Origin of the sequence: Rhodococcus sp. WS1, from assembly GCF_003797745.1 — a bacterium.
Classification (GTDB): Bacteria; Actinomycetota; Actinomycetes; order Mycobacteriales; family Mycobacteriaceae; genus Rhodococcus_F; species Rhodococcus_F erythropolis.
Genome location: NZ_RKLZ01000002.1, coordinates 689,675 through 710,303 on the forward strand (window position 1 = coordinate 689,675; position 20,629 = coordinate 710,303).

19 protein-coding genes are annotated in these 20,629 nt (G+C 62.7%); 7 read left to right on the forward strand and 12 right to left on the reverse strand.

Annotated elements, in window-relative coordinates; genetic code table 11:
- The first annotated feature begins 21 nt into the window (after window positions 1-21).
- The 4 genes from EEB12_RS15685 to EEB12_RS15700 all read left to right on the forward strand — a co-directional run bounded on the left by EEB12_RS15685 (window position 22) and on the right by EEB12_RS15700 (window position 3,520).
- Window positions 22-1,164, forward strand: a complete 1,143-nt coding sequence (locus EEB12_RS15685) for a sensor histidine kinase (RefSeq protein WP_029256773.1) — start codon at window positions 22-24, stop codon at window positions 1,162-1,164.
- On the forward strand, window positions 1,161-1,775 hold the full coding sequence (locus EEB12_RS15690; protein WP_019746140.1) for a response regulator transcription factor: 615 nt from the start codon (window positions 1,161-1,163) through the stop codon (window positions 1,773-1,775). The genes EEB12_RS15685 and EEB12_RS15690 overlap by 4 nt, the downstream gene beginning before the upstream one ends.
- Window positions 1,776-1,922: 147 nt before the next feature.
- Window positions 1,923-2,330, forward strand: a complete 408-nt coding sequence (locus EEB12_RS15695) for a YciI family protein (RefSeq protein ID WP_021346141.1) — start codon at window positions 1,923-1,925, stop codon at window positions 2,328-2,330.
- An 8-nt stretch (window positions 2,331-2,338) separates the two neighbouring features.
- Window positions 2,339-3,520 carry an RNA polymerase sigma factor gene (locus EEB12_RS15700; protein WP_141488683.1) on the forward strand — a complete coding sequence of 394 codons (1,182 nt, stop codon included), beginning with the start codon at window positions 2,339-2,341 and terminating at the stop codon, window positions 3,518-3,520.
- Here the strand turns inward: EEB12_RS15700 and EEB12_RS15705 are convergent.
- The 11 genes from EEB12_RS15705 to EEB12_RS15755 all read right to left on the reverse strand — a co-directional run bounded on the left by EEB12_RS15705 (window position 3,506) and on the right by EEB12_RS15755 (window position 15,694).
- Window positions 3,506-4,252 carry an amino acid ABC transporter ATP-binding protein gene (locus EEB12_RS15705; RefSeq protein WP_020909781.1) on the reverse strand — a complete coding sequence of 249 codons (747 nt, stop codon included), beginning with the start codon at window positions 4,250-4,252 and terminating at the stop codon, window positions 3,506-3,508. The two genes, EEB12_RS15700 and EEB12_RS15705, sit on opposite strands and share 15 nt — an antisense overlap.
- A 4-nt stretch (window positions 4,253-4,256) precedes the next feature.
- Window positions 4,257-6,074 carry an ABC transporter substrate-binding protein/permease gene (locus EEB12_RS15710; protein WP_021346139.1) on the reverse strand — a complete coding sequence of 606 codons (1,818 nt, stop codon included), beginning with the start codon at window positions 6,072-6,074 and terminating at the stop codon, window positions 4,257-4,259.
- A gap of 151 nt (window positions 6,075-6,225) precedes the next feature.
- Entirely contained in the window at window positions 6,226-7,140 is a 915-nt protein-coding gene (locus tag EEB12_RS15715) for an SMP-30/gluconolactonase/LRE family protein (protein ID WP_141488085.1), read from the reverse strand.
- Between the two features lie 49 nt (window positions 7,141-7,189).
- Window positions 7,190-8,371, reverse strand: a complete 1,182-nt coding sequence (gene zigA, locus EEB12_RS15720) for a zinc metallochaperone GTPase ZigA (RefSeq protein WP_141488086.1) — start codon at window positions 8,369-8,371, stop codon at window positions 7,190-7,192.
- Between the two features lie 98 nt (window positions 8,372-8,469).
- Window positions 8,470-9,108, reverse strand: coding sequence for a nitrile hydratase subunit beta (nthB, locus tag EEB12_RS15725; protein WP_019746133.1), 639 nt, complete (start codon window positions 9,106-9,108; stop codon window positions 8,470-8,472).
- A 26-nt stretch (window positions 9,109-9,134) separates the two neighbouring features.
- Window positions 9,135-9,758 carry a nitrile hydratase subunit alpha gene (nthA, locus tag EEB12_RS15730; protein WP_029256769.1) on the reverse strand — a complete coding sequence of 208 codons (624 nt, stop codon included), beginning with the start codon at window positions 9,756-9,758 and terminating at the stop codon, window positions 9,135-9,137.
- 73 nt (window positions 9,759-9,831) lie between these two features.
- Entirely contained in the window at window positions 9,832-11,397 is a 1,566-nt protein-coding gene (locus EEB12_RS15735) for an amidase (protein ID WP_141488087.1), read from the reverse strand.
- Window positions 11,398-11,511: 114 nt separating this feature from the next.
- Window positions 11,512-12,918: a substrate-binding protein gene (locus tag EEB12_RS15740; RefSeq protein WP_141488088.1), complete on the reverse strand. Its 1,407-nt coding sequence runs from the start codon at window positions 12,916-12,918 to the stop codon at window positions 11,512-11,514.
- 45 nt (window positions 12,919-12,963) lie between these two features.
- On the reverse strand, window positions 12,964-13,332 hold the full coding sequence (locus EEB12_RS15745; protein WP_019746129.1) for an ArsR/SmtB family transcription factor: 369 nt from the start codon (window positions 13,330-13,332) through the stop codon (window positions 12,964-12,966).
- 115 nt (window positions 13,333-13,447) lie between these two features.
- On the reverse strand, window positions 13,448-14,509 hold the full coding sequence (locus EEB12_RS15750) for a phenylacetaldoxime dehydratase family protein (RefSeq protein WP_141488089.1): 1,062 nt from the start codon (window positions 14,507-14,509) through the stop codon (window positions 13,448-13,450).
- A 204-nt stretch (window positions 14,510-14,713) separates the two neighbouring features.
- Window positions 14,714-15,694 carry a helix-turn-helix domain-containing protein gene (locus EEB12_RS15755; protein WP_020909771.1) on the reverse strand — a complete coding sequence of 327 codons (981 nt, stop codon included), beginning with the start codon at window positions 15,692-15,694 and terminating at the stop codon, window positions 14,714-14,716.
- A 175-nt stretch (window positions 15,695-15,869) separates the two neighbouring features.
- Between EEB12_RS15755 and EEB12_RS15760 the strand changes: the two genes are divergently transcribed.
- The 3 genes from EEB12_RS15760 to EEB12_RS15770 are packed head-to-tail and all read left to right on the forward strand — an operon-like array spanning window position 15,870 to window position 19,749.
- Window positions 15,870-16,505 carry a TetR/AcrR family transcriptional regulator C-terminal domain-containing protein gene (locus EEB12_RS15760; protein ID WP_007735239.1) on the forward strand — a complete coding sequence of 212 codons (636 nt, stop codon included), beginning with the start codon at window positions 15,870-15,872 and terminating at the stop codon, window positions 16,503-16,505.
- A gap of 36 nt (window positions 16,506-16,541) precedes the next feature.
- Window positions 16,542-18,047 (forward strand): class I adenylate-forming enzyme family protein, encoded by a 1,506-nt coding sequence (locus tag EEB12_RS15765; RefSeq protein WP_141488090.1) that lies wholly within the window; start codon window positions 16,542-16,544, stop codon window positions 18,045-18,047.
- 10 nt (window positions 18,048-18,057) lie between these two features.
- Window positions 18,058-19,749: an acyl-CoA dehydrogenase family protein gene (locus EEB12_RS15770; protein ID WP_141488091.1), complete on the forward strand. Its 1,692-nt coding sequence runs from the start codon at window positions 18,058-18,060 to the stop codon at window positions 19,747-19,749.
- Here EEB12_RS15770 and EEB12_RS15775 read toward each other — a convergent pair.
- On the reverse strand, window positions 19,746-20,624 hold the full coding sequence (locus EEB12_RS15775; protein ID WP_141488092.1) for a LysR family transcriptional regulator: 879 nt from the start codon (window positions 20,622-20,624) through the stop codon (window positions 19,746-19,748). The two genes, EEB12_RS15770 and EEB12_RS15775, sit on opposite strands and share 4 nt — an antisense overlap.
- Window positions 20,625-20,629: the final 5 nt, after the last annotated feature.

A 20,629-nucleotide genomic window follows, 5' to 3' on the forward strand; every position in this document is an offset into this window, starting at 1 on the left:
AACTCTGAGAAGGTAGTGGGCATGATCGCGCAGAACTTCGGACGCTGGAATCCGAGACGGACGTGGCGAACCGCGTCGAACGTCGACAAGGTTCGCCTCTACACGCGGCAATCGTTCATCATGGTCGCAGTGGTTTTCGGTGGCTTCGGTGCGGTCACCGAGATCGTTGCGGATCGGTACCTGTCGGGTGTCTTCCTCGGGATCAGTGCCGTTGCGTGCGTCATCGCCGTGTCTCGGATGCCAGATCTGGGTGGAGTCGTGGCCAAGCCCGTCCAGATTCCTCTTGCCGTGATGACGTTGTCGGCGTTCTGCTCGGCGGGAATCGCCTTGGGAAGCAATGCCGAGAACGGCCCGTACTTCTGGCTCGCGGCAATCCTTGTCGTGCCCCTTGCAGGGTTGACGTCGTTGCGCTGGCTGATCGTGGGCTCGGTGGCTGCCGGGGTCGTATTGGGACTGCTTGCGGGTCCGGAAAGCGGCGTGTCCGTCGGAATCGTCGCCGCCTTCATGGGGCTGACCGTCTACATGTCGGTGTGGCTGCTTCGCATGGTCACCGAATTGGACGAGGCTCGCGGAGCTGCCGCTGCCCTGTCCGTCGCCGAGGAGCGGTTGCGATTTTCACGCGATCTCCATGACGTCGTCGGGCGGGCACTGTCTGCAATTGCGGTGAAAAGCGAACTAGCAGCGACACTTTCACGACGCGGCGACGATCGTGCAGCCGCGCAGATGGACGAAGTGCGCGAACTTGCGCAAGATTCTCTCGACGAAGCGCGCGAGTTGGTTCGGGGATACCGGTCCATCGCCTTGGCGTCCGAGTTGGCTGGTGCGCAGTCTCTGCTCGAGGCCGCCGGAATCTCCACCGCGATACGTGGATCGGCAGATCAACTGCCGGTGGAACTGGCCGAGGCCGCCGCGTGGGTCGTCCGTGAAGGCGTGACCAACATTCTCCGGCACTCCAGTGCCGAGAATTGCAGCATCGAGGTGTCCGCGGACGGCGTCGTGATTGCCAACGACGGCGCACGGATCGCAGAGCCGAACAACGGAACCGGCCTGAACGGCTTACGCGAGCGCGTCGGCGCCGTCGGAGGAACTGTCGAAACCGTGCAGGACGAAGATCGCTTCACCCTCACCGCCCACTTTCCGTCCCGAACGAAGGAGTCTCGGTGACCGAGCCGATCAAGGTACTGCTGGCCGACGACGAGAACCTGATCCGCTCGGCTCTGGCCATGATGTTGTCGCTCGAGGACGACATCGTTGTCGTGGCAGAAGCCGAATCCGGCGAGGATGCCGTGATCGCTGCTGCAAAGCATCAACCTCACGTAGCCGTGCTCGACCTTCAGATGGCGGGTATCGACGGCATCGAGACGGCGCAACAGATTGCGCAGACGGTCTCGGGGTGCGTCTCGATCATCGTGACGAGCCACGGGCGTCCTGGGTACTTGAAGAAGGCACTGTCAGCAGGTGTCCGCGGATTTCTACCGAAGACGACGCCTGCGGCGACGCTCGCCGAGGTGGTCCGCAGCGTCCATGCCGGTGGGAGGTACGTCGACCCGTCGTTGGCTGCCGAGGCGATCGGCGCCGGCGACTCACCGCTTACTCCGCGCGAGGCGGACGTACTCGAATACGCGGCCGACGGGGCATCCATCGAGCAGATCGCTTCCCGGGCACACCTGTCTGCGGGTACCACCCGAAACTATTTGTCGTCAGCTGTCACCAAACTCGGTGCGGCCAATCGGCACGAAGCTGCAGTGATCGCCCGCCGGCAGGGGTGGATTTAGGGCCTCCCGTGCGCCTTTCTGGTTGCGGGCACTACCAAAAAGGCGCACAGGGCCGAAGGCCCTGCGATGTCGAGAATCCCCGACTTGCTTCGTCCCTGTAGTGACGTGCGACCAGAATGGGTGGCACCGACACAGAGGAGATTCACGATGGCCAAGTACTTGCTGCTCAAGCACTACCGCGGCGCTCCGGCTGCAGTCAACGACGTGCCGATGGACCAGTGGACACCGGAAGAGATCACGGCCCACGTGAAGTACATGCAGGACTTCGCGGATCGGCTCGAGAAGGCGGGCGAGTTCGTCGACGGTCAGGCTCTCGCTCCTGAGGGCACCTTTGTCCGGTACGACGGTGAGGGTCGCCCGCCGGTCACCGACGGCCCGTTCGCGGAAACCAAGGACCTCATTGCCGGCTGGATGGTGATCGACGTCGACAACTACGACCGAGCCGTCGAATTGGCCGGGGAGCTCTCGGCCGCGCCCGGCGCAGGCGGGAAGCCGATTCACGAATGGCTCGAACTGCGCCCGTTCCTGACCGAGCCGCCGACCATCACGGACTGACGACTCTCATGGACGACGCGCTGCTTCGACGTCTGACTCCGAGCGTGCTCGGCATCCTCGTCCGCCGCGGAGCAGATTTCGCGTCGGCCGAGGACGCCGTGCAAGACGCTCTGCTCGAGGCGGTGAGGGCCTGGCCGGACAACCCGCCGCGGGACCCCAAGGGCTGGCTGGTCACAGTGGCCTGGCGGCGGTTCCTCGACGGGATCCGGTCGGATGCGGCTCGTCGCAAGCGGGAGGTTCTGGTTGACGAGCAGCCAGGCGAGCGGCCGGTCAGCGGGTCGGTGCCGGGCGTGGACGACACACTCCAGCTCTACTTTCTGTGCGCTCACCCGTCGTTGACGCCGTCGTCCGCCGTTGCACTCACGCTGCGCGCTGTCGGCGGGCTGACCACTCGCCAGATTGCGCAGGCCTACCTGGTGCCTGAGGCGACGATGGCTCAGCGCATCAGCCGAGCCAAGCGCACGGTCTCCGGCGTCCGGTTCGAGCAACCCGGCGATGTCGCCACCGTTCTACGTGTCCTTTATCTGGTCTTCAACGAGGGGTACTCCGGCGACGTCGACCTGGCTGCCGAGGCCATCAGGCTCACCCGGCAGCTCGCCGCTGCGATCGATCATCCCGAGGTGGCGGGGTTGCTCGCTCTGATGCTGCTTCATCACGCTCGCCGCGCCGCGCGCACTGCCGCAGACGGCAGCCTGGTTCCGCTTGCCGAGCAGGACCGCGGACGGTGGGACACCGAGACGATCGCGGAAGGGGTCGTGATCCTTCAGGGAGCCCTCGCTCGCGACCGACTGGGCGAGTTCCAAGCCCAGGCCGCGATTGCGGCACTTCATGCCGACGCTCTCACAGCAGACGAGACCGATTGGGTGCAGATCGTGGAGTGGTACGACGAACTCGCAGCCCTGACCGACAGCCCGATCGTCCGGCTCAACCGAGCGGTGGCGGTCGGCGAGGCGGACGGGCCACGCGCCGGCTTGGCAGCTCTTGCAGCGCTGGACGATTCACTTCCGCGCCATGCCGCAGTCGAGGCCTATCTCCGTGAACGCGACGGAGACCTGGAGACGGCGGCGAGGTTGTATGCCGATGCAGCGCACAAGGCATCCAACCTCGCCGAACGTGACCATCTGATGCTTCAGGCGTCGAGGATCAACGCCCGTCGATCTCTGAAGCGTCCTGGGTCAGAGAACCTGTGACAGGAACGCCTGCAGTCGATCGGTCTCGGGATCGTCGAAAAGCTGTTCCGGAGTACCGGTTTCGACAACGGCGCCGCGGTCCATGAAGAGCACCTTGTCGGAAACGGAACGCGCGAAGCCCATTTCGTGCGTCACGACGACCATGGTCATACCGGACTTCGCGAGATCGGCCATCAACGCCAGAACGCCCTTGACCAGTTCGGGGTCGAGAGCTGACGTCGCCTCGTCGAAGAACATGACCTCGGGCTTCATCGCCAAGGCGCGGGCAATGGCGACGCGCTGCTGCTGACCACCGGAAAGGTTGCCGGGCCGCGAGTCCGCCTTCTCCTTGAGCCCCACCAGATCCAGCTGCTCGAGCGCGAGCGCCCGAGCTTGTTCCTTGGACAACCCCTTGAGCTTGTTCGGCCCGAGCGCGATGTTCTCGGCGACGGTCTTGTGTGGGAACAGGTTGAAGTGCTGGAACACCATGCCGATTCGCTGGCGAAGCTCGTCGGGATTGTCCTTCAGGACGGACTTCCCGTCGAGCAGCACGTCACCCTGCTCAGGCTCGTGCAGACGGTTCAGCACGCGCAGGAGCGTCGACTTGCCCGAACCGGAGGGCCCGATGACGGTGACGGTGTTTCCGGCGTCGACGTGCAGGTTGACGCCGCGAAGCACCTTGTTTGTGCCGAAGGACAGATGCAGGTCCTTGCCGGTGAGCGATACGGACTTCAGTTCAGAGCTGGTGGTCATGTCCTCAGCCCCTTTCCACGACGATGGCCTGCTCGAGCGGATCCAACGTGCCTGAAGTGTCGGCGCGTCCGGTCCGGAGCCGGTTGTCGATGTAGTTGACGAGGTGCGTCAGCGGGATGGTCAGAGCAAGGTAGAACAAGCCTGCCGCAACGAGCGGGGACAGGCTGCCGGTCTGGGCGTTGAGATCACGTCCGACGGCAAAGAGTTCCCGCTGGGTGACGAGGAGACCGAGGAAGTAGATCAGCGACGAGTCCTTGATCAGCGAGATGAACTGGTTCATCAACGCCGGCAGAACGCGTCGTACACCCTGCGGGATGACGACAAGCGACATGGACTTGCGGTAGCTGAAGCCGAGGGCGCGTGAAGCCTCGAGCTGCCCGGACTCGACGCTCTGGATACCGGATCTGAAGATCTCACCGATGTACGCCGACGCGAGCAGTGACAGCGCCGCGACACCGAGCCAGTACGGATTGCTGCCGGTGATTCCCTTGACGATCGGTCCGACGCCGAGCCCGATGATCAAGATGATGACGACGGCGGGCAGGCCACGGAAGATGTCGGTGTAGACGCGGGCGGGCCAGCGCAGCCAACGGGTGCGCGAGATACCGGCGACAGCGAGCAGCATGCCGAGGACCGTGCCGATGATGCCAGACGCGAGCGCAAGGATCAGGGTGTTGGGAAGACCGGTCTTGAGGAGATCGGGGAATGCCTTCTTGTACAGATCCCAGTCGAAGAACGTGTCCTTGAGCTGTTCGAGCGTCGACTTCGGTTGGTACGACGCAGTATCGCCACCGTCACCGTTTGCTGCGTTTTCCGCGGCAATGGCTGCGAAGTCGGGCAGTTCCGGAGTGGCCGCGGCCTTGGATCCGGGCTTCCAGCCTTCAGGGAGTTGGCGCGGTACCCAGTCGGCGTACAGCTGAGACCAGGTTCCGTCGTCGATGACTGCGTCGAGGCCGGAGTTGAGGGCGTCGATCAGCGGCTGGTTTTCCTTGTTCACCGCCCAGCCGACGAAGTTGTTGACCGAGAAGGTGTTCTGGATGATCGAGGTCGGGTCACCGGGAGCGATTGCGCCTTCGGCCTGCTGAGACGGAGCTACCCAGGCGTCGATCTGTCCGGATTTGAGGTTCGCGTACGCCGTGGCGTAGTCGGGAAACTTCACGGGATCGAGCTTGAGAGTGTTCACGACGTAGTCGTCCTGCACGGTTCCCTGCACGACGCCGATGCGCTTTGATGCGTCCAGGTCTCCGAAGCCGGTGATCGGGCTGCCGTTAGGCACGACGAGGGAGAAGTATCCGAAGTCGTAGCCGTTGGTGAAGCCGACGGTGTTGCGACGGTCGTCTGTGGTGGTGATGGACGACGAGCCGACGTCGAAGCGTCGACCGGCAACCTGGGCGAGAAGCCCGGCGAACTCGGTGCCGACGAACTCGACCTTCAGGCCCAGCTTGTCCGCGACGGCCTTCAGCAGCTCGTTGTCGTATCCGGTGTACTGATTCTCGGAGTTGACGCAGATGCTCGGGGGCGCGTCACCGAGCGTGCCGACCGTGATGACCCCGGGTTTGATCAAGTTCAGCTTCGAGGTGTCGATCCGATCGACCGGGGTGACGGTGGCCGTGGTGTAGCGGTCTTCGGCGCCCGCACCCGCTGCCGCATCCAGATTGGTGGGCGCCGCGGTTGCGGCTCCCACTCCTGGAGGTGCACACAGGTCTGTGGGGGCTGCCGACGAATCCGAGCCACTCGAGCACGATGACAGAGTCAACGCCAGGAGGGCAGTGAGGAGCAGTGCCACCACCAGGCGGATCTTCGCTGCGACGGAAGAAAACATGCGAGCAGCGTAAACCTAAGGGTAGCCATTTCTCCGTGTAGAACTGTTGACAGTTTTCGGACAAGCGGCCGCTGCGCTGCGGGCATGCCTTCAAATCAGCGTGATTTTAAGTATCGCCAGGTCGGAGAATCCCGTCTCGAAGAGAACGGAGTTACCGAACCGGTGCGAGTTCGACGCCCGCCGGAGGTACCAGGCGGCGCAGTGTCCCGTCGAAGCCGGTGACGTAGAGCGCCCGGCCGTCGCCGTCCCGGCCGATACGCACTGAACTCGGCCCGGTCCACCCACCCGACAGACCCGAAGCGACGACGCAGGACTTCCCGGTCTCGGGATCTACACGATAGATCGCGCCCTCGAGGTGAGCAGCGACGTAGAGCATCCCATCCCGCGACATGGTCAGATCGTCGAGACCGGGTACCGGGCTCGGGACGGTTGCGACAACGGCCCACGCATCAGGGGTATCCACAGGGACTCGAATGATCTGACCTGTGAACAGATCATCGGTGTACACGGCTCGATGATCCGGACTGAGCGCGAGCCCCTCCGAACGTGGCACTGCGGCCCAATTGGGTACGACGGTTCGGGAGTCATGTTGATAGCGCGACACGCCCTTCGACTGGCCGCCCTCCGTTCCGACCCACGTCGTCAGAAGATCGCCGTCAGGTAGGCGGAGCAAGCCGTTGCCCGCGAAGTCGGCGGGCGCGGACAGCTGATCCGTCGTGGTGTCCAGTTGCCACAGCTTGCCGTCCTGTCTGGTGAGGAAGGACAGCCTCGAACCGTCGAGCTGCAAACCGCCAGGAGCAGCCATGCCGTCGAGGACGGTTCGTACCTGTCCTTCGGCGTCGACGTGATAGATCTTCGACTCGCCGGAGAGGTAGAACCCGCCGTTGTCATCGGTCTCGAGGTTTTCGAGCTGTTCCAACCCCTGGGCTACGGTCTCGACCTGCCAATCGCCGCACATCGGCGCGGTTGTCCAGGTGGCCTTCGCCGGCGTCGCCGCGGCAGCGGTCCCGGCTGCGATTGCCGCGACGATCAACAACGCCCGAGTTCGGTTGCGTGATAGCCCCATTGCGCACAACTTACGGCAAATCGGACCAATATCAAACGGTCTGGTCGGTTTAGCCGACGCCCAGGGGGTCGCTCCAGGTGGTCCACACGTCTGGCCCGAGTTCGATCTCGGCTGTGGTGAGTAGACACGCGTCGAGTTCTCGGTGCAGTCGAGACGGGTCGATGGATTGGCCGATGAAGACGAGTTCTTGTCGGCAGTCACCGACAGGTTCTTCCCACTTGTCGAGGATTCCGTCGCGACGGTAGTCGTCGGCCGGCCACTCGTCACGGGGTAGAAACTTCCACCAACGGCCGACGTATCCGTGGCGAATGAGATGACCGGCCTGAGAAATACTCCCGATCTCGGTGAACCGGCCGGCATTCCAGTAGTAGCCCTTGGCCCGAAGTAACTTTCCGTTGGTCCACTCGCTGCTCAGGAAATCATGCAGGCGTTGTGGGTGGAAGGGCGCGCGCTCGCGGTACACCACCGAACCGATTCCGTACTCCTCGGTTTCGGGGGTGTGTTCACCTTGGAGTTCTTGTAGCCATCCAGGGGCCTGAGCAGCTTTCTCGAGCGAGAACAAGCCGGTATCGAGAATCGTGTCGAGTGGGATACGGCCGAGAGCCATCGGAACTATCGCAGCAGTTGCGTTCAAAGATCGTAGGACCGCGGTCAATTCGATCAGGTGCTGGTGCGAGACGAGATCGGCCTTGCTCACCAGGATGACATCGGCAAATTCGATCTGATCGACAAGCAGATCCGCGATGTCTCGTTCATCTTCCGGGGCATCGGCTTCGACGCGACCCCCAGCCGTGTAGTCGCGCAGAAAACTGTTGCCGTCGACGACTGTGACCATGGTGTCGAGTCGGGCGACGTCGGCCAGGGCATGGCCGTCGGTATCGATGAAGGTGAACGTCTCCGCGACGGGCAGCGGTTCGGAGATGCCCGAAGATTCGATGAGAAGGTAGTCGAATCGGCCATCGGCGGCCAAGGCGCTTATCTCGGAAAGAAGATCCTCTCGCAGAGTGCAGCAGATGCAGCCATTGGTCATCTCGACCAGTTTCTCCTCGGAGCGACTGAGCGAGATCTCACGCTCGACTTCTGCACTGTCGATGTTGATTTCGCTCATGTCGTTGACGATCACCGCAACCCGGCGGCCCTCCCGATTGCGCAGGATCTCGTTGAGTAGCGTCGTCTTCCCGGCGCCCAGGAAACCTGACAGCACCGTGACCGGAAGTCGTGTGTCGACCATGATTTCCAGTGTCCTTCCGAATGAGTGAATCGTTGTGATCAGGCGGCGGTCACGCGAACCGCTGCGATCGCGTGACCGCCGCCTGGAATGCTGGAAGATCAGGCCGCAGGCTCGAGGTAACCCTCGAAGAGGTCGACAACGACGCTTCCGCCGTCGGTGTCGCTGCCGAACAATTCCTCCGCAGCGAACGTCACGTGGTAGGTGGGTTCTTCGCCGGCGTCGTTGCGGCCGTGACCGATTGCGTCGGGGAACGGCCACTTCTCGGTGGTCCGGTGAGCGATGGTCCCCACCCGTCCTCGGCAGTAAGCAGGCATTCGAATATGCCCGGGAACGTATTCGTCTCGCACACGTACTCGCTGACCGACCTCGAAGGTGGTTGTGTCGATGCGAGCCGGTCGGCCTTCGGATTCGCTGGGCCGTGAGAGTGGGAACGGTCCTCCTGCAAGGCTTTCGAGCTCCTCCTGCGTCAGGATTCCCTTTTCGACCATCAGTGCCGCGACGCCGATGACGTACCGCTCGTAGTACGGGGTCATCATGTAGTGGCGGGGCTCCATCCGCTCGACGACGTATCGAACTTCGTCGACGCTGAAGGCCCCGAGTTCGGCGACACCGGCGAACATCAGGCTATACGGCAGGTGCTCCCACTCGGCGTGGAAGGTGGGGCCGATGTCGGCGTTGACGGTATGCGGGACTTTGCCGAAGCCTTGAACTCCGGCAAGATCGTGTACTCCATCCATGGTGTGCTTCTTTCTTGTCGGGGTGGTCAGACGGTGGTGACCTGCGGGACTGCGACGCCGATCAGGCAGTCCTTGGTGACGATTTCCTGCAGTTGTTCCTGGCTCCAGCCTTCGGTGCCTGCGGGACGTTGCGGTAGGACCATGTACCGAGTTTCGGCGGTGGTGTCGTAGACGCGGATCTCGACGTCCGACGCGATCTCGGTTCCCATCTCGGAGAGAACCTTCCGTGGCTCGCGGACCACGCGTGCACGGTATTCGAAACTCTTGTACCAGGTCGGCGGCAGACCGAGGATGGGCCACGCGGTGCATGAACACAGCGAGCACACGATCACGTTCTTGAGGGTCGGGGTGTCTTCGACTGCCACGATGTATTCGCCCTGGGGGCCCAGATATCCGTACTGGGCAACCGCGGCGGTACCGTCGGTGAGAAGCAGCTGCCGGAAATCGGGGTCGGTCCAAGCCCGCGCGACCAATTCCGCTCCGCGCCTTGGACTGAAGTCTTCCTCGAAGGTCTTCTTCCATCCCTCGACGTAACCGTCGGGTACCAATCCCTTACCGTCGAGTGCGCGGAACAGGGCCCACGCGCGATCGGAGACCGGCGCCTGGGCCGGTGCGGCGTTCTCCGTTGTGTGGTCGATCGTTACTGACATCTGGTTCACCTTTTCTATGCGGGCTGATCATGTGTGAATCGGTGGAATTTGTTGTGCAAGTGCGGATACAGGACTAGGTGAGGCTGAGTTGTGGTGCGGAGTCGGAGATGTGGTCGGCAGGAGCCGGAAACGCGCCGCGAAGCATTTCGAATGCGCGCCCGACCTGGAGGACCGTCGCATCGTCGAAGGTCTTGCCGGTGATCATCATTCCGACCGGAAGCCCGTTTACCAGGCCGGCCGGAACGGACAGGGACGGATGTCCGGTCACGTCGAATGGTGCCGTGTTGGCGATCATCCCGAGAGCCTTCGTGATGAAGGTTGCACGATCCACGTCCTTCGCCGGCAATTCGGATGCGACGTAGGGCAGTGTGGGCATCACCAGGACGTCGAATTGTCTCAAGGCAGTGTCGTAGGCGGCGCGGGCGAGCGGTACGAGGTTCCGGGCTTTGCCGTAGCTCGCGCCGCCGAGGGTGGTGATGCCGTGGTGGCCGGTCAGGGCCACTAGTTTGACGGTTTCGGACAGAGCGTCGGCGTGCTGAATGCGTCGAGAAGCAAAGTGTGCCATCAGTTCCGGATCGTACAAACCTTCGGCGTTCATGCCGTATCCGTTGCCGTCCAACATCTGGTAGGCACCACCGTCCGTGGCGATCACGTTCCAGATGTGGAAAGCATGCAGGTGCCACGGGATGTTTACTTCCTCTACCGTGCAACCGATTTCGGTCAGACTGTGTGCCGCTGCGCGGACTGCGTCGTCGACCTCGGGCTGTGAGACCGCGTGCCCGAAACCTTCTCGAACGATCCCGATTCGCAGACCATCCACATCGGAGTCGAGGGTGGACAGATAGTCACCTGCTTCGACGCTGTCGGCTTGGCGTGGGTCGTTACCGTCGCGACCGGCGATGACCGAGAGCATCAGTGCGGCATCGTGGACCGTGCGTGTGATCGGGCCGAGATGGTCGATTGTCCGCTCGATGGGAAATGCGCCGGTATACGGGACGAGCCCGAACGTCGGCTTGTGTCCGACGACGCCGCAGAATGCCGCCGGGATCCGGATCGATCCGCCTTGATCCCCGCCGATGGCAAAATCGACGTCACCGTTTGCAACGAGAGCTGCACTGCCACCGGATGATCCACCTGCTTCACGCTGTGGGTCCCATGGATTGCGGACCGGTCCGCTTGCCGGTGTGAAGCTCGAACCGGAGAAACACAGGTCCTCACACACAGCTTTGCCTGCGACGGTTGCACCGGCCGCCAGTAGTCGAGTGACCACAGTTGCGTCGCGAGACGGAGTGAATCCCTCTACCGTCCGAGATCCGTTCATCATCGGAACTCCGGCCACGGTCACGTTGTCCTTGATCGCCACGCGTCGGCCGGTCAGGACGCCGTCCGACGTCGGCGGGATGCTTGTGGTCACATACCAAGCGCTCAAGGGGTTTTCGTTCGCAGTTGGCACGGCGTGCTCGCGTGACGTGGTCGGCGGGGTTGCCTCGTCGGCGTACAACTGGTCGACGACGTCGTAGGAGCCCAGTGCTCCGTCGATCAGTGCCGGCCACTCGAGCCGGGCTGATTGGTCGAGAGTGATGCCGTAATGCCTTGCAGCGGTGTCTATTGCATTGTCGTCAGGTCGGATTGTCGCCATGAGAAGTGTGCTCCTGATGTGATCGGCTTCACTTGTCTTTCAGGCTAGGGCCAGATCCATAATTGCGTCAATAGGTATCGACATATTGACTCGTTAAGTTCGGGTTACGGGCGCTCAGAGAGAGCGGGGGTACAGACGCCCATGGCGTGATTCAGCGATCAGAATCGGCCGATGCAGTGGAACGCCGGTGTCCGTCGAGCTTTTCGACGTTGTGACAAGCTGCCGAAGTACTGTTTCCGGATCGCCCGCCGACGTTCGTTCGACTGCGCGTGCGTAAGCGACGATCGCTTCGTACGTTGTCTCCGACAGGGAACTGAGCGGAGGCAGGAGTTCGTTCGAGCTTGCGCTGTATCGCTTTTCGAGGTCGTGCTCGCCGGCTGCGGATTGAAAGTAGCCGAATGCCGCCCAGACTCCGTCGGCATCGGAATTGCCGATGAGCTGCTGAGTGGCCTCGTCGAGGACCAGCGCAAACGTCCGCGTGGTGGCCCGCAGTCCGTGCTGGGCGCATTGCCGTTCGAAGAAGACCTCGTCATGGCCCACCAGGGTGGAAAGAATCAGTTCGGCCCCGGAGTCGACTATCGACTCGATGATCCGTGAGAAGTCGGTTGTTCCCAACGGTACGTAGACTTCGCCGGCCACCGAACCTGTGGATTCGGCGATCACACGCCGGGCCGCCCAATGTGCTCCGAACGACCACGAATACTGCTGACCGACCAGGAACCAAGTGCGAGAACCGGTCTCGGACATCATTGCGGGTATGCCAGCTCGCGTCTGGTCTAGTGGCCGCTCACCCAATCGAAGGATCCCCGGACGCGATCGACCTCCTTCGTTGAGAACTGTGTGCACCAACAACACACCGGTGTTTTGCAACGCAGATGCGGCGGCATTGAAGGTCGACGACGTCACGCACGCAAAAATGGCGCGACATCCGCTTTTCGCCAATCGCAGTGCGGTCGCCGCTCCGGCCGCCGAGTCGGAAGCGTCATCGCCGATCACCAAGTCGACGAGAACGCCGCCGACACCGCCGTCGGCATTGATCTCTTCCACCGCCAGGGCAGCGAGTGTTTCTGTGGCCTGGGCGAATACAGCCGCCGAGCCGGATTTGCTGACCAGCAGTCCGATCCGATGTCGGTCGGAGCGCGGAGGTTCGGGTGGAGCGAATCCGCGCTTGTTGGCAAGCCAGGAAATGCCGTCCTGATCGAGGCTGGACTCGAGAACGAGTCGGGTGCCGGTGCCGTCGGGAAAGAACCGGATCGTCAGACGGCCGCGCCACGGTTGGTGGTGCACGATTACGACCGATCGGCCCCGCTTCACGCCGGCGACGTACCCCAACAGAGTGATCGGCATTCCGGCTACATCTGCGCGTGCGCCGTCGCCGACGGGAAGGGAGATGGCGACGGCGGCCCCGACCGTCAGTTGCTCACATTCGAGTTCGAGCAGTTGCCCCGTTTCGAAGCGCTCGAAGGCTGACCCTGGTGGGTCCGTCGTCACGATCTGTGCCGTTACGGAGAGACCTGGCACGTTCTACTTCCTGCCTGAAATAGATGCTGGGGCTCAAACAGGGCCTCAAGCCCGGCGACGCACCGAAGCCGCGTCGGAATCCTCAGTCGCCGTGGTCGGCAACTCGGAGGTATTCGAACCCGCTTCCAGCGCTCGCCCGAGGACGTCGCGCAGGAACTGGAGTGCATCGTTGGCGGGCCCAGACGGATCGATCGAAAACAAGCGATGACGTCCTTGACGGCGTTCGACGATAACTCCGGACAGCCGCAGCGCCTTGAGATGTGTGGATACCGTGGTGCGACCGACCGTCGAAATTTGATCGCTGATGAAGCCTGCGTTGCATTCGCCGTGGGTAGCCAGAGTGTCGAGAATCTGTCGGCGCACCTGGTCGGCCAGCACAGCAAACGCCAACTCTTCGTTTCGTTGAGTAGTCACTGTGTGCTGTCCGCGCTTCCTCGATGGCCTCTACTGAGATATGTCGACACTCGTCAACATATCTCGAGTTGCCTCCGAGGGAAAGAACGTGGCCGAAGTTTTCCGGCGGCTTCGGTCAGTGCGCGGCGGTGGTCACCGCGTCGCGCAGCATCCCGGTCCCGGGATGGCAGTTGATGTACTCGTACAGCTGATCGGCGGCATCGAATACCGAGACCTCATGGTAGAGACGTAATTTCGACAGGCCCTCGGCGACCCGGAAGAACGTCGTGAAGATCCGCAGATGGGTCGGGTGGGATTCCGACCACCGCTCGAGTTGGTCGAGTGAGGCCCAGTGACCGATGTTGTAGCTCAGGTCGAGGAAGTTTCCGTCGATGTCGATATTGCGTACGAAACGGTTGCTGTAGCACCCGACGGCCGGGCCGTTGTCGCGGAGGAAGTCCATGCCCGATTGAAGAGTGGGCAGGATTTCGTCGAGGTAGAGGCTGCGCTCGTCTGCTTCCGCGTCGGCCCAGTCCTGCCCGGATCTGATCAGTGCGATGTTGTCGTGCCCCCGCACTACTACGCGTCCACCTGCGACGGGGTCACCGGCGACGACCCGTAGTTCGCCCGAGGCCTGCATCCAGTCGGTCTGAGAGATCGGAAAGCGCTCGCGCATCGAACCCCAGTAGCCGTGCTCGTTGATCTCGCCGCTGACACCGTCCATGACGGCTCCCACTCCGGGGAGATCGTCCTGGAACGCGTAGAGCGTCTCGAATTGTTCGGCTCTCGGTGCCACGATCTCCCGGAAGAACCCCAATCCGTCGGACAAGCGGTCCTCGGACTCCCACCAGGAGGCCACCGGAGCTGATGTGCTCCAACGATGTTGGGATGAAACATCTTTCCAGTACCCGACCACGATCAGATTCTCGTAGCCCTGGTTGTCGACATGGTGAGTGAGATCGTGATGTGCCGGTCCGTCCGGCAAGTCGAAGCCGGCGACAATATCCCGCATGGACTGCAGTGCAGCCGAGCGCTGATCCTCGCCGCGGAACTGCACGCCGAGATAGCCCATCGCGACCTGGTGCAATGTGTCGTCCGCACGCCCGACCCACATGGGAAATGGTGGCGAATAGGTATCCGGAACGCGCCTGGTCAGCGTGCGCGGGCATTGAAGATGTTCACCGATTGCAGATTCCATGAGTGCTCCCTGTGATGTAGGTGGTCGGATCGGGTGCCTGGCACTTGGCAACGCCGTGCCGAAAATCTACGCCCGCGAGGCCGAGCAAACTTGGCCGTCAGCGCCCGATACTTGGCCTACCGCGCCGAGAATTGTGGATAGGCGTCGGCGACAGAACGTTTTGAACATCATGTTGAATGGGTAAGTGTCCGAGGATGTTACAGATCAGCGGGCAGTGCTTGTGGGGGCCACTGCTTGCGACCGGTATTGCCGCGGGCTGATCCCGAACTCCGCCTTGAATGCGCGACTGAAGGCGGCCAGGTCGGTGAATCCCCAGCGGTGAGAAATCTGGGTCAGCGACCGCTCTACGCCGTGGCGTTGCACGATCTCACGACGGCAACCGTCGAGTCGACGGCTGCGAATCGAACGCGACACCGTTGTGCCGTGTTCGGCGAAGGCTCGGTGCAACTGGCGAATGGAGACTTTGACTGATCCCGCGATGTCCACCGGAGACAGGGCCGGGTCAGCGAGGCGGGCGTCTATGGCCGACAGAGCGGATTCGTACAGGCCAGTTCGCCGGGAGACGATCGGACGCGCGGTTGCGTGAAGAACCGACTTGACCAGGCTGCCGATCTCGTTGACGACTTCCTCCTCGTCTCCGCTCGCGTCGGACGTCATGCGGACGGAGGCAAGATCGTGAAGAAAGCGACCCAGCAGGCCACTCAGGCCCGCGTGTCCGTCGAAGGCAATGGCTGTCAAGCTCGTGACCTCCGCGTCGCTGAGGGACAGGTATGACCGTGGCCAGGTGAACACCTCGAGTCCCCAGATGCCGTCGTGTGCGTGTCCCTCGATCTGCCAATCGAAGGGGCGCGTGGTGTCGTACAGGACGTAGTCGCCACGTCGCAGGACGCATTCGCGGTCGTCTTGCCGCACTACCGCGCTACCGCGGCGGATCATGCCAATTTGCAGATAGTCCGCACCGTCACTCTTGATCAGGCTGCTGCTACGGACTATTCGTTGTTCCATCGATTGAACTGCGGACACCCGAACGTGTGCGAGTTGGGCCGAGTGCACGGCCCCGCTGAATCCATCGCCGTCTTCGATATCGGATACGTCGAGCGCGACAAAATGCTCACGCAATAAATCTGCCCAGTCGCCCGTGAGAGTCGTGCGTGTGGGCAGGGAGAAGCCGGATCGCGCGAGCATTGCAGGGCGCCTCCTCGCAGAAAAGCCGAAGTTCTCGGGTGCTCGATGTTCAGAGAGTAATCCCGCACATCGGACATGTCGATAGGAGTCGACATGTCATCACGTCGGGAGAAATTGTTTGCCATACAAACAACGCCGAGTTATTGTTTGTCATACAAACAAGTAGGAGTTCGTGATGGTCACCGAGTCAGTTCCCGCAGCGCGCGCGACGCGTGAGTCGGGCAAGCAGACGCGCATGGCACTGTTCAACGCTGCAACCGAGCTCTTCCTCGAACATGGCGACAGCGTGTCCATCGCGCAGATCTGCACCGCCGCCGGCGCCCATCCAAACCAGGTGACCTACTACTACGGCTCAAAAGAGAAGCTCTTCGTCGAGGTGGCGTGTGCAGCCGTTCTGCGCGCAGGCAAGCGTGCCGAGGTCGACGCCGCCGACGCCGACACCGTGGGTGACTACACCGAGAAGCTGGTCGGATCACTCCTCGGCTCGGGCGCTCCCAGTGTCGAACTGTTCGTGGAAGCGATGATGATGACGGGTCGCCGTGGTGAACTCCGCGATCTGATCTCCGAGACGCTTCGCACTCTGCATTCCTCGGGTGAAACAGCCCTCCTCCGTACCTTGATCCGCACCGGCTGGCAGCTGCGCGCGGGCATCGACGTCGAATCCAAGGCCTTCTGGTCTGCGATCTTCGGCCTCGTCATTCAGAAAACTGCCACCGGCGAGAGCTTCGGTTACTCCCTCGAGGAGGCGGTCGCCGTCATCTTCGCCACTCTCCAGATACCCGACGCCGTACTCAACAGCTCGATGGAATGAACTCTCTTCGAGCGTGATTCTCCGACAAGGACTTCGATGAACATCGTTCGCGTATTCGACAGCAACGTCACCAAGACCCCGGACAAACCCTTCCTGATATTCGACGGTCACGATCACACGTACTCCCAGGTTCAGGACGGAAGTCGACGCGCCGCAGGCTATTTGCAGTCGCTGGGCGTGCAGCCGGGCGACCGCGTCGCGCTGATGTGTTACAACACTCCGGGATTCGTGTACGCGATGCTCGGTGCCTGGCGCTTGGGCGCCGTCGTGGTCCCCATCAACCACAAGATGCAGACTCCGGAAGTTGCCTACGTGCTGGGACACGCGAAGGTGTCGGTGTGCGTCTTCGACGGTGAGTTGGCGCCGGTTGTCGGTCGACTGGAGACAACGGCCAAGCTGATCAGCACGGACTCTGTCGCAGACGGTTTCGACTTCTTCGACGACGCCATCACCCGCCAAGAGGGCGTTGACGGTATCGACATCGACGAGAACGATCCGGCTGAAATCCTCTACACCTCGGGGACTACCGGCTCGCCCAAGGGATGCGTCCACAGCCACCGCAACGTCGTCGGTGTTGCCGTCACCGCGGCCCTCGCCGTGTCGACGACTCGGGACGAGCGCCTGCTCATGGCCGTCCCGATCTGGCACGCTTCCCCGCTCAACAACTGGTTCATGTCCACGCTCTACATGGGCGGAACCGTCGTGCTGCTGCGCGAGTACCATCCCGTCAAATTCCTGGAAACTGTTCAGGAACAACGTATTACCCTCTGCTTCGGCCCGCCGGTCATCTACACCACTGCACTCAACCTCGTGCCGAACTTTGCCGACTACAACCTCGGTAGCGTTCGTGCGTGGTTGTACGGCGGCGGACCGATCGGCGCGGATGTCGCTCGGCGACTGGTGGAGTCGTACGGCACCACCGAATTCCGGCAGGTCTACGGCATGACCGAGACCGGGCCGGTGGGCACTGTGCTGTACCCCGAGGAGCAGTTGAGCAAGGCGGGCTCGATCGGCCGCGTCGCGCTGGCCGGCGTCGACCTGCGCCTGGTTGCCGATGACGGCACCGACGCGGAGCCCGATCAGATCGGTGAGATCTGGCTGCGCGCCGACACCGTCATGCAGGGGTACCTCGACGACCCCGCTGCCACGAAGGCTGCTTTTGCCGACGGAGGTTGGTATCGCACCGGCGATCTGGCGCGCAAGGATGCGGACGGTTACCTCTTCATCGTCGACCGCGCGAAGGACATGATCATCACGGGCGGTGAGAACGTCTACTCCAAGGAGGTCGAGGACGTGATCTCCGGCCACCCGGACGTCGTCGACGTCGCCGTTGTCGGAAGACCCAACGAAGAATGGGGCGAGACCGTCGTCGCACACGTCGTCTGGCGTGAACCGGATGTCATCAGCGCCGACGACATCAAGGACTACCTCTCGGACAAGTTGGCGCGCTACAAGATTCCGCGTGAAGTGGTGTTCGCGACCATTCTTCCGCGTACACCGACCGGCAAGATCCAGAAGCACCTCATCCGCGCAGCGAGCTGAAAGGCCTGTCATGACTGATATTTCCGAGAAGACCGTCACCCACCCGGCTCCGCATCGCACCCATGCAGTGCTCAACCAGTCGGTACCGCGCACGGACGTCAACGAGTTCCTGCTCGATACGGTCCTGGCCGAAGGGGTCGCGCGCCACGACGCGGATTGGGCCACCAGTGAACTCACCGACATCGGTGAACTGGTCGGCAGTGCTGGATTCCAGCACGACGCCGAGCTGGCCAACACGGTGATCCCCGAATTGAAGACCTTCGATCGCTGGGGAAACCGCATCGACGAGGTCGAATACCATCCGTCGTATCACCGGATCATCTCTGCTGCCGTAGCGCACGGTGCGCACACCTCTGCCTGGGCTGACCCCAAGCCGGGTGCCAACGTGGCTCGGGCCGCGGCATTCATGCTCTTCTCCCAGGTCGAACCGGGCCACGCGTGCCCAATCTCCATGACGCACGCCGTGATCCCCTCGCTCGAGCTGCAACCGGACGTGGCCGCTCTCTGGACGCCGCGAGCCCTTTCTCGGAGTTACACCCCCGAGTTGGATGCTCCCGGAAAGGCATCCGCGATATTCGGAATGTCCATGACGGAAAAGCAGGGCGGCTCCGACGTGCGAGCCAACACGACCATCGCCAAGCCGGCCGGACGTGGCGGCCCGGGTGCGGACTACCTGCTCACCGGACACAAGTGGTTCTGCTCCGCGCCGATGTCCGACGCGTTCCTGGTTCTTGCTCAGGCCGAAGGTGCAGCCGGTGAGGGACTTTCCTGCTTCCTTCTCCCCCGCATCCTGCCCGACGGCACACGCAACATCTTCCGCATCCAGCGTCTGAAGAACAAGCTGGGCAACAAGTCCAACGCGTCGTCCGAGATCGAACTCGACGGCACCGTCGGCACCATGATCGGCGAACCGGGTCGTGGCGTGCGGACCATCATCGAAATGGTGTCCCAGACGCGACTCGACTGCATCCTCGGCAGCACGGCAGGTATGCGTCAGTCGGTCGCCGAAGCGGTGTGGCATGCACGGCACCGCAGCGCTTTCGGTGCCGTCCTGGCAGATCAGCCGGCGATGACCTCGGTGCTTGCCGATCTGGCTCTCGAATCCGAAGCCGCCACCATCACCGCACTGCGATTGGCTCGCGCGCAGGACGAGGACGCGGACGAGCAGGAAAAGGCGTTCCGCCGACTCGCGACGGCTGTTGCGAAGTACTGGATCTGCAAGCGCGGCCCGCACCACTCCTACGAGGCACTCGAATGCCTGGGCGGTAACGGTTACACCGAGGACTTCCCGCTTGCCCGTCGCTACCGTGAGCAGCCCGTCATGGCCGTGTGGGAGGGGTCGGGCAACGTCATCGCACTCGATGTCTTGCGCGCCATGACCCGTGAACCCGATTCCGTTGCCGCCTTCGACCACGAGGTCAACCTCGCTCGCGGCAACAACCCGGTCCTCGATCAGCACCTCGATCGGGTACGACGCCAACTCGGTGAGCTCGCCACGATGGCACCCGCCGACGCTCAGTTCCGCGCTCGGACCGTCGTCGAGGCTATGGCGTTGGCGCTGCAGGCTTCGCTCATGGTGCGCCACTCCCCGGCCGCCTCGTCCGATGCGTTCATTGCCGCTCGCCTCGGCGCCGACCGTGGTCACGAGTACGGAACTCTGCCTGTGGGAACAGATTTCGCGGGAATTATCGCGAGAGCCTAAGGCTGCTCCCTCAGTACCCTGGTGACGGTGTGTACTGCTGGTGTCGGATTGTTGGGTCGCCATGCCATCGCGATTTTCAGCGTGGGCGTGGCCCCGGCGATCGGCAGGTACACGACCCCGTCCATGGACAGATGCGCCGTCGACTCCACGACGACGGCGATCCCGACCCCCGCTCCGACCATGGCCAACAGGCTGTACGGATCGGGGGCTTCGTGCGCGACGGTGGGCGTGAAACCTGCTGTGGCGCAGACGGACAACGTCGCATCGCGCACCACCGAGCCGTGCTCGGCGGGATACATCACGAATCGCTCGGTTGCCAGGTCTTCCGGTGACACCGAGTCCCTGGTACTGAGGTGATGCCTGGCCGGGACCGCGACCATCAAGGTTTCCTCGCGCACAGTGTGAGTCTCGAATCCGCGCGGAATGGGCAGGCCGACTATGCCCATGTCGAGTGTTCCGCGTCGGAGAGCGTCGAGCACCTCACCCGAGTACATCTGCGGCCGTAGGTCCAGTTCGATTCCCGGATGGGAGTCGGCCAGCGATCGTGTGAGGGCCGACAGCACCGTGTAGCCGCCCGTTCCGCCGAAACCCACCGTGACACGGCCTGTTTCCCCGGTTGACGCCGCTGATGCGATATCTCGTACGACGGCGATCTGCGCTTCGGTGATTCGTGCGGGCGTGACCAAGGCTTCGCCGGCTGCGGTCAATTGCACTGATCTGGTGGTCCGGACAAACAGGTCGGTGCCGAGTTCGCGCTCGAGCGCCCGAATGGTCTGGCTGAGCGGGGACTGCCCGATGTGGAGTCGCTCGGCGGCCCGGCCGAAATGAAGTTCGTCGGCGACTGCGAGAAACGCGCGCAGCTGACGCAATTCCATGTCGC

Bases quoted from the DNA above. Each gene is read 5' to 3' on its own strand.
- EEB12_RS15765 (WP_141488090.1), top strand. From the start codon at position 16,542: ATGAACATCGTTCGCGTATTCGACAGCAACGTCACCAAGACCCCGGAC.
- EEB12_RS15695 (WP_021346141.1), top strand. From the start codon at position 1,923: ATGGCCAAGTACTTGCTGCTCAAGCACTACCGCGGCGCTCCGGCTGCA.
- EEB12_RS15750 (WP_141488089.1), bottom strand. From the start codon at position 14,509: ATGGAATCTGCAATCGGTGAACATCTTCAATGCCCGCGCACGCTGACC.
- nthB (WP_019746133.1), bottom strand. From the start codon at position 9,108: ATGGATGGAGTACACGATCTTGCCGGAGTTCAAGGCTTCGGCAAAGTC.
- zigA (WP_141488086.1), bottom strand. From the start codon at position 8,371: ATGGTCGACACACGACTTCCGGTCACGGTGCTGTCAGGTTTCCTGGGC.
- EEB12_RS15705 (WP_020909781.1), bottom strand. From the start codon at position 4,252: ATGACCACCAGCTCTGAACTGAAGTCCGTATCGCTCACCGGCAAGGAC.
- EEB12_RS15770 (WP_141488091.1), top strand. From the start codon at position 18,058: ATGACTGATATTTCCGAGAAGACCGTCACCCACCCGGCTCCGCATCGC.
- EEB12_RS15700 (WP_141488683.1), top strand. From the start codon at position 2,339: ATGGACGACGCGCTGCTTCGACGTCTGACTCCGAGCGTGCTCGGCATC.
- EEB12_RS15715 (WP_141488085.1), bottom strand. From the start codon at position 7,140: ATGGGGCTATCACGCAACCGAACTCGGGCGTTGTTGATCGTCGCGGCA.
- EEB12_RS15735 (WP_141488087.1), bottom strand. From the start codon at position 11,397: ATGGCGACAATCCGACCTGACGACAATGCAATAGACACCGCTGCAAGG.
- EEB12_RS15775 (WP_141488092.1), bottom strand. From the start codon at position 20,624: ATGGAATTGCGTCAGCTGCGCGCGTTTCTCGCAGTCGCCGACGAACTT.
- nthA (WP_029256769.1), bottom strand. From the start codon at position 9,758: ATGTCAGTAACGATCGACCACACAACGGAGAACGCCGCACCGGCCCAG.
- EEB12_RS15760 (WP_007735239.1), top strand. From the start codon at position 15,870: ATGGTCACCGAGTCAGTTCCCGCAGCGCGCGCGACGCGTGAGTCGGGC.
- EEB12_RS15710 (WP_021346139.1), bottom strand. From the start codon at position 6,074: ATGTTTTCTTCCGTCGCAGCGAAGATCCGCCTGGTGGTGGCACTGCTC.
- EEB12_RS15685 (WP_029256773.1), top strand. From the start codon at position 22: ATGATCGCGCAGAACTTCGGACGCTGGAATCCGAGACGGACGTGGCGA.
- EEB12_RS15755 (WP_020909771.1), bottom strand. From the start codon at position 15,694: ATGCTCGCGCGATCCGGCTTCTCCCTGCCCACACGCACGACTCTCACG.